The 15,965-nt window shown below is 65.7% G+C and carries 13 protein-coding genes and 1 pseudogene; 1 reads left to right on the top strand and 13 read right to left on the bottom strand.

All coding sequences use genetic code 11. From position 1 onward, the window contains the following. Positions 1–27 precede the first annotated feature (27 nt). The 12 genes and pseudogenes from AC1M2K_RS16320 to AC1M2K_RS16265 form a co-directional block, all read right to left on the bottom strand. On the bottom strand, positions 28–888 hold the full coding sequence (locus tag AC1M2K_RS16320; protein WP_480241796.1) for a hypothetical protein: 861 nt from the start codon (positions 886–888) through the stop codon (positions 28–30). Beyond that, positions 881–1,501 carry a hypothetical protein gene (locus tag AC1M2K_RS16315; RefSeq protein WP_480239215.1) on the bottom strand — a complete coding sequence of 207 codons (621 nt, stop codon included), beginning with the start codon at positions 1,499–1,501 and terminating at the stop codon, positions 881–883. The genes AC1M2K_RS16320 and AC1M2K_RS16315 overlap by 8 nt, the downstream gene beginning before the upstream one ends. After that, positions 1,498–2,100 carry a hypothetical protein gene (locus AC1M2K_RS16310; protein ID WP_480241795.1) on the bottom strand — a complete coding sequence of 201 codons (603 nt, stop codon included), beginning with the start codon at positions 2,098–2,100 and terminating at the stop codon, positions 1,498–1,500. Before AC1M2K_RS16310 ends, AC1M2K_RS16315 begins: the two co-directional genes overlap by 4 nt. Before the next feature lie 30 nt (positions 2,101–2,130). After that, a pseudogene (locus tag AC1M2K_RS16305) lies at positions 2,131–3,489 on the bottom strand (putative T7SS-secreted protein); the annotation flags it as partial. Positions 3,490–3,525: 36 nt separating this feature from the next. Continuing rightward, the gene (locus AC1M2K_RS16300; RefSeq protein ID WP_480239212.1) at positions 3,526–3,849 is read right to left on the bottom strand and encodes a hypothetical protein; all 324 of its coding nucleotides are present in this window, start codon (positions 3,847–3,849) and stop codon (positions 3,526–3,528) included. An 81-nt stretch (positions 3,850–3,930) separates the two neighbouring features. Then, on the bottom strand, positions 3,931–4,227 hold the full coding sequence (locus AC1M2K_RS16295) for a WXG100 family type VII secretion target (RefSeq protein WP_480239211.1): 297 nt from the start codon (positions 4,225–4,227) through the stop codon (positions 3,931–3,933). Between the two features lie 112 nt (positions 4,228–4,339). After that, positions 4,340–8,833, bottom strand: coding sequence for an FtsK/SpoIIIE domain-containing protein (locus AC1M2K_RS16290; RefSeq protein ID WP_480241794.1), 4,494 nt, complete (start codon positions 8,831–8,833; stop codon positions 4,340–4,342). Between the two features lie 60 nt (positions 8,834–8,893). Further along, complete coding sequence (locus AC1M2K_RS16285; protein ID WP_480241793.1) at positions 8,894–9,331, bottom strand: hypothetical protein; 438 nt, start codon at positions 9,329–9,331, stop codon at positions 8,894–8,896. Between the two features lies 1 nt (position 9,332). Continuing rightward, entirely contained in the window at positions 9,333–10,403 is a 1,071-nt protein-coding gene (locus AC1M2K_RS16280) for a hypothetical protein (protein WP_480241792.1), read from the bottom strand. A 106-nt stretch (positions 10,404–10,509) separates the two neighbouring features. Continuing rightward, entirely contained in the window at positions 10,510–11,295 is a 786-nt protein-coding gene (locus AC1M2K_RS16275; RefSeq protein WP_480241791.1) for an amino acid ABC transporter ATP-binding protein, read from the bottom strand. Beyond that, positions 11,282–11,944, bottom strand: a complete 663-nt coding sequence (locus tag AC1M2K_RS16270; RefSeq protein ID WP_480241790.1) for an amino acid ABC transporter permease — start codon at positions 11,942–11,944, stop codon at positions 11,282–11,284. Before AC1M2K_RS16270 ends, AC1M2K_RS16275 begins: the two co-directional genes overlap by 14 nt. 25 nt (positions 11,945–11,969) lie before the next feature. Further along, positions 11,970–12,797, bottom strand: coding sequence for an amino acid ABC transporter substrate-binding protein (locus AC1M2K_RS16265; protein ID WP_480241789.1), 828 nt, complete (start codon positions 12,795–12,797; stop codon positions 11,970–11,972). Positions 12,798–13,069: 272 nt separating this feature from the next. Here AC1M2K_RS16265 and AC1M2K_RS16260 point away from each other — a divergent pair, with 272 nt between their 5' ends. After that, positions 13,070–14,422, top strand: coding sequence for a low temperature requirement protein A (locus AC1M2K_RS16260; RefSeq protein ID WP_480241788.1), 1,353 nt, complete (start codon positions 13,070–13,072; stop codon positions 14,420–14,422). 60 nt (positions 14,423–14,482) lie between these two features. Here the strand turns inward: AC1M2K_RS16260 and AC1M2K_RS16255 are convergent, their stop codons facing one another. After that, on the bottom strand, positions 14,483–15,862 hold the full coding sequence (locus tag AC1M2K_RS16255) for an HNH endonuclease (RefSeq protein WP_480241787.1): 1,380 nt from the start codon (positions 15,860–15,862) through the stop codon (positions 14,483–14,485). Between the last annotated feature and the right edge of the window lie 103 nt (positions 15,863–15,965).

Genomic DNA, 15,965 nt, shown 5'->3' with positions numbered 1-15,965 from the left:
CTACTCGATCCTCTGAACGCGCATGGCTCAGGTGTACGACTCGACGCGTTCGACCGGCAGACCGGACCGCCACGAGTTGAGGGCGACCACGACGGAGGCGATGATCAGGCCGGTCCCTGCCGCGGCGAGGGCGAGTCCGTACGTGATGCTGTCGAGGTGGATGCCGAGCGGGCTCAGTCCGAGGGCGGCTCCACCGAGCGCAGCGATCATGAGCTCCCCGCGCCAGATGTGCGAGAACCTGCGCCAGGCGACCTGCGACGGCGATCCGTCGACGATGGTGTCTCGGCCTCGCTGGAGAAGCCGGTTGTAGGTCAGTTTCTTCACCAGGGACACTCCGACGACGGCGGCGATCGCCCCGGTCACGACGCCGTAGACGACGACGGTGAACCAGAACTGTTCAGCGGCCGATGAGCCCTCGTCTGCGCCGATCGTCCCTGCGGACTGCAGCAGAACGGGCAGCGGGAGGACAAGGAGCCACGCGACGACCGCGAGGAGGAAGAACACGACGTGCAGACCGACACTGATCGGGCGGAGCACGACGCGGAATGTCCCGCTGCTCCAGGTCGACGTGTTGTCTCCCATCCCCCAGCGACCGCGAGAGGCGAATTGTCCGAAGAAGAATCCGATCATGGACAGCACGAGGAGGAGGAATGGGACGGCGATCGTCATCGTGCCCGAACGGTCGTCTTCGAAGACGTCACCGATCGAGACATCCTGATTCGTGAACCAGAGGAGTGCTGCGACAGCGGCGATCGCGGCCAGCAGGGCGACGGCGCCGACGGTGTTGCCGATCAGGGCGATCGTCCTGCGGGTGCGCTCGTGTTTCTGCCTGTCGTCGGCCGACTCGTCGCTCACCGTGGTCTTCGTGCCGGTCTTCGCCTCAGCCAACGATTGCTCCTTCTTCGGCACGTGTGCCATTGAGCCAGCCCAGCGAGCCGACGATGGTGTCGAACAGTTCGAGCCAGAGTGCGGGGGTGTGCGCCATCGGCGCCTTCACGTAGACGCGGGCGAGCCGGGTCCCGTCGCCGGCGGGGAGCCAGTAGTTCACCCGCAGGTCGGTGGACGACTGCGTCTCGTATGTGGTCGTGACCAGTTCGTGGCGACGCACGATCGGCCGTTCGCTGCCCTCTTCGACGAGGGTGGATCCGGGGAATGCCGCAAGCAGACGCTGCTCCTCGGTCGGATCCCCGTCGAGAGGCGTTGCCGGCCAGTCGAGCGGGAGGATCACGAGCGATGCGGGGAACGGGATGCCGGGGAGGATCTCGAGGGAGATGGCGAAACCGACTGCGCCGATTGCGATCGCCTCTTCGGCGGACTGGATCAGGCTCGTCTTGAGTTCGCGGCGGACGTGCGCCAGCCTGTCGTTCCTGCCGACCTGCTTCTTGATCAGGGCGGCGATCCTGTGCTGGGCCGCATCCCTGTCGGTGAGCGGGACGACGGCCCATGACCCGGGGAGGATCAGGGAGAGGTCCGCACCGGTGAGGGTGACTTCGCGGGTCATGCGGGCTCCAGTTCCAGCTCCATGTTGCCGACCATCGCGGCGGCTTCGGCGGTGATGTCCTCGAAGATTCCGAGTCGCGCCGAGCGGAATGTGATCTGCACGAGCCGCGTCGTCGACTCGGGGAAGAGCGTGAAGACGACGCGCTCCTCGAGGCTGCTCTCATCGCTGCCGGGGAGGGTGACCAGCGCGAGGTGGCTGAACGCCACGAACTCACCGAACGGGTGGGTGCCTGTCCAGGACTGGAACGCGCTGATGTCGAGCTCGGGGCTGCGCAGGTCGCTGTGGGTGTTCACGAAGGCGAGGAAACTCTCCGGGGTGTCGTTGGGCCCGCGCTCGAGTAGTTCGAAGAGCATGGCTGCACCGATGATCCCCCGGTTCGGCGAGACCAGGTGGATGGCGGCAACGTCGACATCGTCAGCGATGAGGGCGTCGCGGAGCGACGTCAGCATGCCCGCGAAGACCTCGCGGTCCACGTTGTCGTCGTACGCCACGGGAATCGAGGCGATCCAGTCGCGCGCGTCATCGGCATCCAGGTCGACGTCGTACCAGTCGTCGGGCAGGTTGAGCCGTACTCCGACGATTTCCGATGTGGTCACCATTTACGCCACCCTACAGAGATCTGAGAGCCACTACCGCGCATCGACGACGTCGCCCAGCTTGGATGTGACCGCGTCGTTGCCCTTGGAGATCAGGGAATCGACCGTCAGGGGCACGTCGATGAACGGCGCAGTCAGGGTCTCAGCCGCTCCGCCGAAGACCTTCGATCCCTCGAGGATGACCTCGGCCTTGAGGCTTGCAGGCATGTCGGACCAGTCCATGGAGTTGATCGCCTTGGAGAAGTCGGTGACATCGCCCTGCTGAAGGAGTTTCGCCAGGGGGCCGTCCTTGCCCTCCGCGAGGGAACGCAGGAATTCGGATGCCTCCGGCGGCGACTTGAAGGCATCCTTCAGGTCCTTGAACGGCTTCACCGCTGAATCGGTCAGCTCCTTGCCGAGCTTCTTCGGGTTGAATGTGTCCTTGAGGTCCTTCACGGCCTCTCGGTGCGCCTTGTCCGCGCGGTTCTTCGCGCTGCGCAGGGGCTTCGAGCGAGTCTGCTTGTTTGCATTCGACATGAGGTTGTCGAGTCGCTTGGTCGCCTTCGCGAGCTTGCTTCCTGTGCGGAGAGCCTTGAGGCCCTTGATGGCGACGACGAGGACCTTGCCGCCGATGAGGCTGAGGACGACGCCGACAGCGGCACCGATCACTTCGCCGAGCGTCATCTCGCCGTTGGCGAACTTGATGAGCGAGTCGATGAGCTTGATGATGCTGATCAGTGCGGAGACGGCGAGGAGGATCTGGCCGAGCACAGGGACCCAGGACAGCAACAGTGCGGCGATGGCCACCCAGTCGCCGATCTTCTCGCAGAAGTCGACGAGCTTGTCCCACCAGCTGTCGCTGAGGTCGTCCTCTGAGACGACCTGCTCGATGGCATCCGCCGCCGTGTTGCCCGCGGATTCCTTGTCGGCGACGGCTTCGTCGTACTTGGTCTGCGCTGACGACATCGCCGAAGCGAACTGTCCGGCCTGGGTGTCCCAGGTCGTGAACGATTTGGAGTCGGCGGCCTGGGTCGCGCCGGGGACGGCTGCCTTCTCCTCGTACTCCTTCGCCTTGGACTCAGCCGAGGCGTGGCTCCCGCTCGCGGTCTCGTGCTCGGAGCGGGCTTCCGCCGCCTTCTTCTGGGCGTCTTCCAGCGCCGATGCGTACGTGTTCAACGCGGTGGCTGTGGTGCGGTAGCGCTTCTCGGCCTGGCCGATGCTCTCCGCACCCTTCTTCGCCTTGCCTCGGATCTCGTCCACGGCGAGCGACAAGGTCCCGTCGCTGTTGTCTCCGACCGCCTTGAGCGTGGCCGAGGCATTCTGGATGGCGTCTGCGAGGTTCAGGTAACGCGCGGCGTAGACCTTCAGCTGACCCGGGTCACCCGTGAGTTCAGGAAAAGACATCGAAGTACGACCTAACTGTCGAGAAAGAAGCGAGAGTGGTGCTGGCTAAACGGCGTCTGGCACGCCGGGGATCGGGTCGCCCGTCGTCTCGGAGAGCGCCTTGGCCAGGTCGGCGTCGAGGCTGTCGAACGTGTCGGCGATGCCGCCCACGGAGTCCTTGAGCGCCTTCACTGATTCGATGACTTCTTCGCGCTTGATGTTCCAGCTCGAGGCGAAGTCCTTCACCCGCCCCTCGAGGCGGTTGTGGCCGGTCAGGTCGGCGACGGTTTCGCTGAACTTCTCCGCACCCTCGAACTCGGTGAGGATCGACTGCAGGTTCGTCTGCGTCTGCTTGAGTAGGTCGCCCTTGACGATGAGCTGGTCGCCCATGATGTCCCCCCGGAAAGTTGTGGTGTGAGAAGGATGAAGCGGGGAGGGTCAGCCTGAGCCGGCCCTCCCCGTTCGGTGCGGCTAGCCGCGAATGGCGTTGGCCAGCTCCTGGTCAGCGCTCTCGAGCGAGTCGGCTGCCTTGGTGAGGTAGTCGGCCATTCCCTGGGCGCCGCCGACAGCCTGGGTCGCACCCTGCGTGAAGGTGGTGAACGAGTCGTGGAACGCACCCGATGCCTGGTCGGTCACGAAGCCGCTCGAGACGAGGTCGGTGACGAGACGCTGCAGTTCATTGATCTTGTCCTCGAGGGCTCCCTTGCCGGTGAGAATCTGGCCGGAAGCGGTCTTGAGGTCCTGGTACGTAACGTTGATGTTTGCCATGGTGATATTCCAATCCGTTTCTGGAGATCCCGTCTGGATCGCCCCCACGTGTACAACCTAACGGACGCATTGCGGGCGGTCGATGGGGAGTGGTCCCCATGCAGCCGTCCCGCTAGTTCTCCTGCACCAGCGGGAGCTGCACACGCGAGAACTTGCCACCGGACACAAGCACGCCCCTGCCCTGCGGGAACTCGGCCCGCTGCATCCTCGGCAGGGTCGTCTTGAGGACGATGTCTCCGTCGATCGTCTCCGGCTGGAGGAGCAGCCCGCGGCGGGCGTTCTTGAACTCACCGAGCAACGGCCAGGAGCTCGACCACGAGCTCGATTCGGCCTCGGCGAGGATGAAGTGATCGCTGCGCTTGATCGCCCGGATCATGTCGACGATCGGGTTGTCCGCCGGCGTCTGGAGGAAGTCGGCGATCTGTTCGACGATCACGGCGATGGTGCCGTCCGTGTCCGGGTCGACGATGGCGGCGAGCAGCTCTTTCGCGAGCGTCGCGGCATCCTCGATGGTGACCGCAGACGAGACGAAACGCGGGTCCCTGCCCACCGGCGACCGCTTGTTGCCGATGTAGTACAGCCGCACTTCGGGGTCGAACCTGCTGATCGACTCGACGAATCCACGGAGGGCAGTCGTCCGGCCGCTCGCGGGTGGACCGGCGATGAGGAACGTCCCGGCGAGCTCGATGCCCACAGGGCCGAGGTCTTCGTCGCCGAGTCCGATCGCGGGGAACGTGCCGACGCGGGTCGGCAGTTCGGTGACCGGGTACTCCTTCGGCAGGGAGCGGATCGGCTGCGCGGGAACGACACCGGCCCGGGTCATGGCCGCTGCGAGCCCCTTGGTCGCCGCCGACTGGTCGGACAGCGACGCCGAACCGCCGAGCACGGCGATCTGGGTCTCCTCACCGTCGACGATGGCGCGGCCGGCCGGTGAAGCGGTGGAGAGGATGTCCCCAGGCACGTCGAGCATGGAGTACGCGGTCTCGTCGGCGAGGCGGAGCACGACCCGGCGCTGGACACTTGACGTGATCGAGCTCGGCACCGAACCGGTGCGGTCCGCCGAGAACACGACGTGCATGCCGACCTGCCTGCCGCCGGAGATGATGTCCTGGAACACGCTGTACCACTGCGCCTTGCCCGCAGGCACTTCGAAGTCCTGGCGGAAGTTCTGGAACCCGTCGATGAGCAGGAGGATCCTGCGCTCATTGGGGCTGTTCGCGAGCTGACGGTAGTCGACGATCGACGACGCATTGGCTTCGGCATAACGCGGGCCGCGTGACTCGAGTTCCTGCTTGAGCTGGCGCATCAGGCGGATGACCCGCTCGGTGTCGTCGCCGTGGATGATCGATCCGACGTGGGGCAGGTCCTGCAGCATCCGGAGGCTGCCGCCGCCGAAGTCGAGGCCGTAGACCTCGACCGGCCCGCCGCGCGGGGTGATCGCCGCCGCAGTGGCGACGGTCCTGAGCACCGTGCTCTTGCCCGAGCCACCCGTGCCGTAGACGACGAGGTGCCCGTCGACATCCGGGTTGAAGTAGACGGGAAGCTGGAGCTGCTGCTCCGGGAGGTCGGAGACGCCGAGGAGGAGCTGGGCGTCGGTGCGCTGGCGAAGCTTGCCGAGGTCGTAGACCGTCGCGAGTTCGTCCTGCCAGGGGCGGCGGGGCGCTGGGATCTGCGCCGCCGCAGCCGCCGAGATGATGGAGGTCACGAGTCGCTGCTGGTCGGTCGGCCCGAGGTCGCGTGATTCGTCGACGTCTTCGCGGCCAGGTTCTTCCCAGCGCGCTTCGGCACCGAACCGCAGCTCGGTGACGTCGATGCCGGGGCGGTCGGGTTCCCGCGAGGTCCAGCCGCCGGCGTAGGCGGACTGGAAGGTCTGGAGACGCCCTGGACCGGTCTTGGCGAGCCCACGACCGGGGATCGCCGGATCGAAGTGCGCGGCATCCTTCACACCGACCACGTCGGTGCTGTCACTCTCGTCAGCCATCCGGAGTGCGATGCGGAGGTTGGTGTTCGCGCGGAGGTTGTCCTTGATGACGCCTGCAGGGCGCTGGGTCGCCATGATGAGGTGGATGCCGAGCGAGCGTCCGCGCTGGGCGATGTCGACGACACCGTCCACGAACTCAGGGACCTCTCCGGCGAGAGCCGCGAACTCGTCGATGACGAGAACGAGGGCGGGCGGGCTGTCCGGGTCGCCGCGCTTCTCGAGTTCGAGCAGGTCCTTGGCCTTCTTGCGGTTGAGCAGGTGCTCGCGGAAGTGCAGTTCGGCACGGAGGCTGGTGAGCGCCCGCCGGACGAGGTGCGGGCTGAGGTCGGTGACGAGGCCGACGCAGTGCGGAAGGCTCACGCAGTCGGCGAATGCCGAGCCGCCCTTGTAGTCGACGAAGAGGAAGGTGACGCGGTCGGGGCTGTACTCGGCAGCCATGCCGAGCACCCAGGCCTGAAGGAACTCGCTTTTACCCGACCCGGTGGTTCCGCCGACGAGGGCGTGCGGTCCCTGGGTGCGCAGGTCGAGGTGCATGGCGTCGACACCCGCGGATCCGATCGTGGCGCGCAGCTTGCCTGCCCGCCGTTTCTTCGGCTGGATGCCGGGCGTACGGTCGTGGATGGACGTGTTCTGGCGCCACCGGTCGATGACCGCGTCGCTCTGCTCGACGAGGTCGTGACCGAGGAGGGCGACCATCGAGACGGAGCGGGGAAGGTCGCTGGAGTCGGACACGACGGCGCCGGCGTCGATGACCGGAGCCATCCTCCTGGCGTAATCGAGCGCGGTGGGCGGATCGATGAGCTCGGTGACCACGTCGGTGATCGTCTCGCCGATGCGCACGTAGCCGACGGTCGCCTGACCGTCCTCGTCGTCAGGGACCGAGAGCCATGTGCGGCAGACTGCGGGGAGGGCACTCACGTCGCGAGCCATCCAGATCGGGTAGACACCGGCATCCGCTGCCAACTCGGCGAGCTGGACGAGACGGGCGCGATCGACGGAGACGTCGTCGGCGATGAGCACGACGATCGCCGGGAGCGGCGCCTGGAAGCCTTCGTCGTGGCTTTCGCCGACATCGGCGCCGCGTTCGAGGGCTGCGCTCTTCTGTTTCATGGCGCCGCGGCGCTGCTGCTTGGCCTTCTTCTCGGCCACGCGGTTCTGGATGATCTCCTCGAGCGCTGACATGAGGTTGGTGGAGCTCGCTGCACTGTCTGCGAGGTGGATGCCCTCGATCGGCGAGTGCGGCGACGAGGTGTGCGGGATCCACTTGAGCCAGCTGAGCTGGTCGGACCACTGCGGGGTAACCATCGCGGCGACGGCGAGTTCAGACGGAGAGTGCAGAGCGGTGAGCTGAACCAGGATCGAGTTGAGCGACCCGATCGCCGCCGCAGGGGAACCGGCGATACCAAGAGCACCGGAGTCGTAGAGGTTGTCGATGATCGGCACACCGGCGACGTACTTGTTCTTCTCGACGAGGGCCTCGAGGCGCTCCTGGAACTTCGGCAGCAGGTCGCCCTTGTCGCTCGCCTTGACCGTGTTCCTCGATGTCATCGATCCGACGCCGAGACGAACGTTGAGGAACGACCAGTGTTCGGGGCGTCTGGTCCAGAGAAGAGGGCCTCTGCGCATCGCTCCATCGAGCGCCTCGGCCGTCGAGGGCGCTTCGGCGAGCCGCAACCGCTGCTCGGTGACACTCTCCTTCTGCAGCCGTTCGTCGAGATCGGCGAGGTGGGCGTCGAACTTGGCGATCGCCTTCTTGAGGGCGCGCTTGTCGCGCTTCTTGCCGGTGATGAAGTTGCCGATGAGCATCATCGGCGTCATGGCGATGAAGAGCAGCGACATCGGGTTCTTCGTCAGCACGAACATCGCGCCGCCCATGAGCATCGGGGTGATCATCGCGAGAAGCGGGAAAGGAGCCGGCTCTTTCTCTGCGGGGACCTCTGGCGCGGCGAACTCCTGGCCTGCATAGCGCTGCTCGACCTTGGGCGACCGGTTGAAGAAGATCGGGCCGGCCTTCGGGGCGACGCCCGCTTCGGCGACGGACTCGTGGAGCGCAATCTTGACGTCGGTGTCTCCCAGCCGGACCGTCTCGGTCTCGGTGATGTGCAATCGGGCGACGATTCCTCCGTCGACTTCGACACCGTTGGCCGAGCCGAGGTCGATGACGTCGACGCCGTCGGCGACCTCGAGGCGTGCGTGCTTCTTGGACACCATCTTGTCGTCGACCACGATGTCGCACGCGCCGTCGCGCCCGACCGTATAACTGCCGGCAGTCAGCGGGATGCTGCGTCCCACCTCCGGCCCGTTGAGGACCGTGAGAGTCGCGATCGTCGGGGCGTGTCCGGTCTTCGCCTGCGAGAAGTACCGACCAGCATCCGAGATGTGCACGGTGGCGCCCGAGCCGATCCATGCTTCGCCGACAGGAGCGTCCGGCGGGAGGGCGAGCCATTCGGTGTGACCGGGAAGCGCCGCCTGCAACGTGTAGTTGCCGTCAGGCGAAAGCGCCTGGGCCGGATCGACGCGAGCGATCGTCGACGCCACTTCGGTGATGGTCGCTCCGGCGTCGGTGGTCACGATGATGTCGTCGCGACCGCCCGACGGACGGGCGAGGGTCAGTTTGAGGCGCATGTCCGTCCTTAGTCACAGGCCGGTCCCGGCGAAGTATTCCGCCGGGACCGGGAAGTTCTTCTAACCTACCCGGCGGGAGTGACCGGTGCGATGTGGAGAAGTCCCCATGAGGTACGCCGCCGCGGCGACGGCAGACAGCACAGCGACGACGTAGATCCCAGGGAATCCGAACTGCGCGAGTGCGAAAGCCGGTCCTCGGAGGGGGTCTCCTCCCCCGAGGCCGTAGAGCACTCCCCCGACCAGGAGGAAGCCGGCAACAGCTCCGAGCACCGGGAGCACGACGACCACCAAGGCACTTCCCGTTGCCTGCAGTCGGAGCAGGACGGCGAGGAATCCGGCGATCGCTGCGACCATCATGGCGACGGTGAGTCCGACGGAAGTGTCAGGACCGGTGACAGGCCCAACGGACGAGAGCGCCCAGGTGACCAGTCCGAGAGCGACGCCGAGGCCCAGCGTCGCCAGGAGAGCGACGCCCAGGCGCCGCGAATCGGATGCCACGCTAGGAGACGACGGGGCCCTGGTCGAGGATGCGTTCGTATTCCTGGCGAGCCTCGACGTTGCGTTCCCTGACCTTGCGACCGCGAGCGGCGATCCAGGCACCGAACCAGATCGGTACTTCCCTGGCGATGATGAATGAGATGACCGCAGCAGGCGAGAAGAGCGAGTCCTGGACGACGCCGGCGACCTCGTTCGGGCTGATCCTCGCGGCCACTTCGATGAGCACTCCACCGAGGTACGAACCATAGACGATTGCTGCGACGACGAAGCCGCCGATGACGTATGCCCACCAGCCACCGCGGTTGACCACGGAGACGAGAATCACCATTGCGAGCAGGAAGAAAATCACCGGGATCCAGAACGGGGCCTTGACGAGCACGTCGTTGACGGTGTCGACCGAGCCATCGTTCACGACGAAGAGCAGCGCGAGGACCGCGGCATACAGGGCCGCGAAGACGACGGTGGCGAGGAGGGAGACGAGGATGCCGAATCCGCGGTTTCCCTTCGCCTTGGGCTCGCTGGGGGCCTGGACGTAGACCGGCTGACGCACCGGGGCGACAGGAGGCGTGGTGGCAGCAGCAGCGGCAACCGCAGCGGGCGCGACCGGTGCCGTGGAATCCGTGTAGACCGGAGCGACGGCGGTGTCGCCGTCACGGGCGGATTCCTCTGCACGAACTTTGTCTGCGCGGAGATCGGCCTGGGTGAGCACGGTGGGCTCTGAGGAGGACAACACGTGGGTGTCCGCTTTCTCGGCGTACGCGTGGTCGGCGACCTCGGGAGTGTGGTGGGGTGCCTGCTCGGCGGAAGAAGTCACCGGGGTTGCCTCTGCGGCAACGGGAACCTGGTCGACAGGGACCTCGTGGACGGCGCTCTCCTCGGTCCCGGCCTCATCGGCGGGGACCGAATCGCGGAACGCATCCGGGTTGTATTCGTCCGAGTTCTGCGTCTCGGAGACGGCATCCTGAGCTGCTGCGTCGTCGCGGGGGGCGTCGAGGTTGTCGGCGGAGACGTTCTCGGACGTCTGCTCGCCGTCGTTGGCCGGCTTTCCCTGATCGGGGGTGGTGTTGCTCATGGTGACACTCCTCGTCGATCGGGGCATGATCTGCCCCGTGCGAGTCACTTTACCGGCGAGGGTGCGCTTTTCCGCGGAACCGCGCGGTTCGTCGCGGCGACGGGGTTCAGTCGAGCGGCGAGAGGATGCGGTGGAGGAATTGCTTGGTGCGCTCTTCCTTCGGCGCGGTGAAGATGTCTCGCGGGGCTCCTCGTTCGACGATGACGCCGCCGTCCATGAAGAGGACCTCATCAGCAACGTGGCGGGCGAAGGCGAGTTCGTGGGTGACCACGACCATGGTCCAGCCTTCGTCGGCGAGTTCCTTCATCACGGCGAGCACGTCTCCGACGAGTTCAGGGTCGAGCGCGCTCGTCGGCTCGTCGAAGAGCAGCAACTGGGGCTTGAGGGCGAGGGCACGGACGATTCCGACCCGCTGTGCCTGGCCGCCTGAGAGCTGGAACGGGTAGACGTCGCGCTTCTCGCTGAGCCCGACCCGTTCGAGGAGTGCGACCGCTTCCTCGGTGGCGACGGTCTTCGACACGCCCTGCACCTGGACGGGACCCTCGATGATGTTCTCGATCACGGTCATGTGCGGGAACAGGTTGTAGTGCTGGAACACCATGGCGGTGCGGTCGCGCAGGGCGAGGATGTCCTTCCTCGGCGGTTTCGCCGAGTAGTCGATACGGATCCCGTCCGTCGACGTGACAACTCCGGCATCCGGAATCTCCAGGCCGTTGATCGAGCGCAGCACGGTGGTCTTGCCCGAGCCCGACGGTCCGATAAGCACGAGCACTTTGCCGCGGCGGACGGCGAGGTCGATCCCTTTGAGGACCTCGTTGTTCCCGAAGGATTTGTGCAGTCCGGCGACGGTGAGCAGGGCGTCCGGGTCTGAGGAACGGTCAGTGGGCGACATAGCGGTCCAACCTCTTTTCGAGCACGTTCTGCCCCGACGAGAGCACCAGGCAGATGAGCCAGTAGATCAGCGCGGCCTCGAGGTAGACCAGCATGAACTCGCTGCTGAACGCCGCGATCTCCTGTGCCTGGCGGAACAATTCGGTCACGAGGATCAGCGACGCTAGCGACGTGTCCTTGACAAGGCTGATGAAGGTGTTCGACAGCGGGGGCACCGAAACGCGGGCGGCCTGCGGGAGGATGATCCGCCTCAGTGCGCGACGGCGAGACATCCCGATCGTGTATGCCGCTTCCCACTGACCCTGATGCACCGAGAGGATCGCAGCGCGGATGACTTCGGCCGCGTAACCACCGACGTTAAGGGAGAACGCAATGATCGCACTCGGCCACGGGTCGAGCTTGAGCCCGATCGACCCCAGCCCGTAGAAGATCACGAACAGCTGAACGAGCAGCGGGGTGCCGCGGATGATCGATATGTACACCCGGGCGATGGACGACACGACCTTGATGCGGGAGAGCCGCATGAGTGCAACCAGGAGCGCGATGATGAGCCCGACCGCGAACGAGATGAGCGACAGCGGGATGGTGCCCAGGATCGCCCCTGACACGAGCGGCCAGAGCGAGCTGACGAACAGTTCCCACTCAGTCATGAGGGAAGTATCGCAGGAGCCGAAGCTACTTGGTCACGTCCTCGCCGAAGTACTTGTCAGAGATCTCGGCGAGGGTACCGTCTTCGCTGAGCTCGGCGAGAGCCTCGTCGATGGCGTCGGCGAGGTCGTCGCTGCCCTTCTTGAGAGCGAATGCACTGCGTGAGGGGTCTTCGGTTTCGGCGACGATCTTGATGGCGGCGTCCGGCTTCTGCTTGAGGAAGTCGAGGAAGGTCAGCTTGTCGTTGACGGTCGCGTCGACCCGGCCCTGTTCGAGGAGCGCGACGGCCTGTGCCCAGCCTTCGACGGCTTCGACGGTGGCGCCCGCGTCTTCTGCGACGCCGTACCAGTTGCTCGTGTTGGACTGTGCGGTCGTCTTGCCGGCCAGGTCCTCAAGGGACTTGATGTCGGTGTTGTCCTTCGCGACGATGACCACACCTGGGGAGACCGTGTACGGCTCGCTCAACGTGTACTGCTCTTCGCGCTTGTTGTCGATGGAGACCTGGTTGGCGATGATGTCAAAGCGACCAGCTTCAAGCCCGGCGAAGATGCCGTCCCACTGGGTCTCTTCGAACTTCACGTCGAGGTCGAGCTTCTCCGCGACAGCGGTCACGACCTCCACGTCGTATCCGGTCAGGTCGCCAGCGCCACCTTCGTGGTAGCTGAACGGCTTGTAGGTGCCTTCGGTTCCGACGACGAGCACGCCGGCTTCGGTCACGCGCTCGAGTGCGCTCTCGGACTCCGTCGATCCTCCGCCCGATCCTGCCGTGTTCGCGGAGCAAGCCGAGAGAGTGACGGCGAGGCCGGCGACGGCGGCCGCTGCAGCGAGCTTTGACAGAACGGAACGTGAAGACATGGTGGGTTTCCCTTTCGAAGTGGACCGGGGCATCCGGGTCGATCGGACTCTGCGGATGCCTCAGCAAGCGAGCGTAAGCCGCTGTGTGGGTGGCAACAATTCACATGACGCGCTGTTACACCTAGAGACAACGTGGCATTCCCGTCGTTTATGCCCGCCCAGCGCTCGCCTTGGAACCCCATCCCTCGCTACACTCCACCGCAGCAAGGCATTTCGTCCTCTGATCGGAGGCTCCCGGCTCAGGACACGCCACCTTTCACCGGGAGGATTCCGTGAACGAATCGCCAGACTTCGCGTCTCAGTTGCAGCAGGAGCTGCGGCACCGGATTCGACCGATGCGTGGACGGGATCCGCACGAACGGGGGCGTTCGGTGACGCCGCTCGAACTGCTCTATGACCTCACCTACGTCGTGGCGTTCGCCGTGGCGGCGGACCTCCTCGCTGAAGAGCTGAGTATCGGGGTCATCTGGCCGGCTCTGGGGGCGTATGCCTTCGCGGTGTGGGCCGTCAGCTGGGCCTGGCTGAACTTCACCTGGTTCGCTTCTGCATTCGGCAACGACGATGTACTCCTGCGTCTTGCAACGATCGTGCAGATGGTCGGGGTTCTCGTGCTCACCTACGGGCTCCCTGTCAGTTTCGAAGCGGCAGCGCATGGTGAAAGCCCGAACAATCTGATGATGGTGATCGGCTACATCATCATGCGCGTGCCGCTCATCGCCCTGTGGCTGCGTGCGTCCAGGCAGGATCCGGAACACCGGAGGAATGCGCTCTCCTATGTGGTGATCATCTCGGCCGCTCAGGTCGGGTGGCTCCTCACGGCGATCCTGCCGCTTCCTGTGCTGGCAACGGTAGTCTTCCTCGTCGCACTGGCTCTCGCTGAGATGATCGCGCCGGTCCTCGCCACGAGACGGTACGGGTATGCGCCGTGGAATGCAGGGCATATCGCCGAGCGGTTCGCCCTCCTGACCCTGATCACCATCGGTGAAGTCATCGCGGCGACAACCGCAGCAGTAGGGGCGCTCACTCAGGAGATCGGGTGGTCGGTGGAAGCCGCGCTGATCGCCGTGTCTGGTTTCCTCATAGCGGGAAGCGTCTGGTGGACGTATTTCCTCGTGCCGTCGAGGCTGGTTCTCGAGCAACGACCGGAGCGAACGTTCGCGTGGCGGTACGCGCATCTGGCGCTGTTCGGGTCCATCGCCGCGATCGGCGCCGGGCTGCACCTGACCACGATCGCTGTCGAGCACGGCGGCGTCTCGCTGCTCGGTATCGCCCTGGCGCTCTCCGTGCCGTTCGCGGTGACGATCCTGCTCATCTTCATGATCTGGAGCGTCCTGATGCGTTCATTCGATCTGACTCACCTGCCGTTGCTGCTCGTGACTCTCACTCCGCTCGCGATCGCGGTGCTGGTCGGTGCTTTCACGGACCCGAACGAGGCGCTCGATCTCGAGGCTCCCGGTGCGATCACTGCTCTGAGTGCCGTCATCGGTCTCGTCGCGCTCGGGGCGATCATCGAAGTCGTCGGACACGAGATCGTCGGCTACCGCCACACGCTCGCGGCGTGGGAACGAGATCCGGGGTCGGCTCGGTCGGCTGAGGCGTCGGAGACGCCCGCCGCGGGGCCTTGAGCCTGCCGGGGTCGCCGCCCGTAAACGGAGCGTGCTCCAGCTGCGTGAAAGTCGTGTGGTTCAGGGGCGGAGGTAGGGTTTGCGGGTCATCCAGGCTGGTGGGATGGTGACCGGTTTGCCGTCCACGACGGTCATGGTCCATTCGCCGGCGTGCATCATCCGGTGGTGGAACCAGCACAGAATCACCCCGTTCTCGACGACCGTTTTCCCGCCTTCGGACCAGGGGATGATGTGGTGCACTTCACAGCCGGTGGCGGGGATGTCGCATTCGTGGCAGGTGGGTCCGTCCCGGGCGATGATCGTGAGTTTCTGCGTCCGGGTGAAGGTACGTTGGGGGCTGGCCAACCCGGTCACCCCGCCACCCGGGTCGAGGAACACCGGTTGGACCGTGCTGTCGCAGAGGATCTGCTCCACCGCCGAGTACGGGACCTGGTCGGAGACCCCGACGACCTGACCGGTTCCCTGCTGGTCCGTGAGCAGTTGTGCGGGAACGGTGACCAGCACCGTCGGCGCCGCACCGCTGATGGTGGGTACGGTGTCGGAGCGGGCGAGGGAGTCGATCATCGCGGCGAACACGTCCGCGCGTTGCTGCCCCGGTGTTCGTGGGTCCTTCCGCGCCTCCCGGTCCTGGTGTTCTTCGTCGGTGAGGAATTGGGGTGCCGACCGGGGGGTGAGGATCGCGTCGAACAGGGCATGCAGTTTCACGGCGACATCGACGGTCAGTTTCCCGCCGAACGGCACCACACCGTGCTGGGCGGTGCGGGACACCCAGAGGTCCCGCTGCTGGAACGCCGCCTCGGCGTGGGGTTCGATACCGTCCGGGTCGAGACTGTCCCGCCACAACCTCGCCTGCCCGGCGATCAGGTCCGCCGGCACCGCCAACCCGCCCGGCACGCTCTGCCCGGTCGCCTGGCCCACCAAAGCCTGTTCCGCGGCGACCAGGTCAGCGACCTCCGCCCGGGGTGCTGCCTCCTGCAACGCTTTCGTGATCACCTCAGCGGTTTCGACCCCGATCAGCCCCGCCGAAAGCGCGGCACTGACCGTGGGAAACAACGCCGGTAACAGGATGCCGGTATCGGACACCCGCTGACCGGTGAACGCGCCGACCTTCACAAACCGGTTCGCGGTGCGGGAAGACACCCCGGTGACCTGCTCCACCAGTTGCGACGGCCGGGCGTAGCCGTGCCGGGCCGCCAAACCGGTCGCACCGCGGGTTTTGTCTGACCGGGCCGCGACCTCATTGCTGCCGGCTGCCAGCACCGCTTCCGCCCGCCGCAAGACCCGGGCAACATCAGAGATCAACGTCAGCAGTTCGTCACCGGACAACCGGCCCAACGAGTCCAGATCCGCATCCAGAACAGCCGCGGGGCAGCCCTCAGCGCAGCCTGCCTCGACCGGCAGGGTCTCGGCCGGGAATGTGGCGGTGATCGGGGTGTTCATATAACCAGTGAACACCCCACCACCGACATTCCCACCCCAAAACCCGCCACAAATCGGGCCCTGTGGACAACACATCCGAAAGAACTTTGGTGAAGGACCGACC

The organism is Mycetocola sp. Y171 (genome assembly GCF_056713165.1).
The sequence above is the reverse complement of the archived record's forward strand: the minus strand, read 5'-3'. Positions and strand labels throughout refer to the sequence as shown.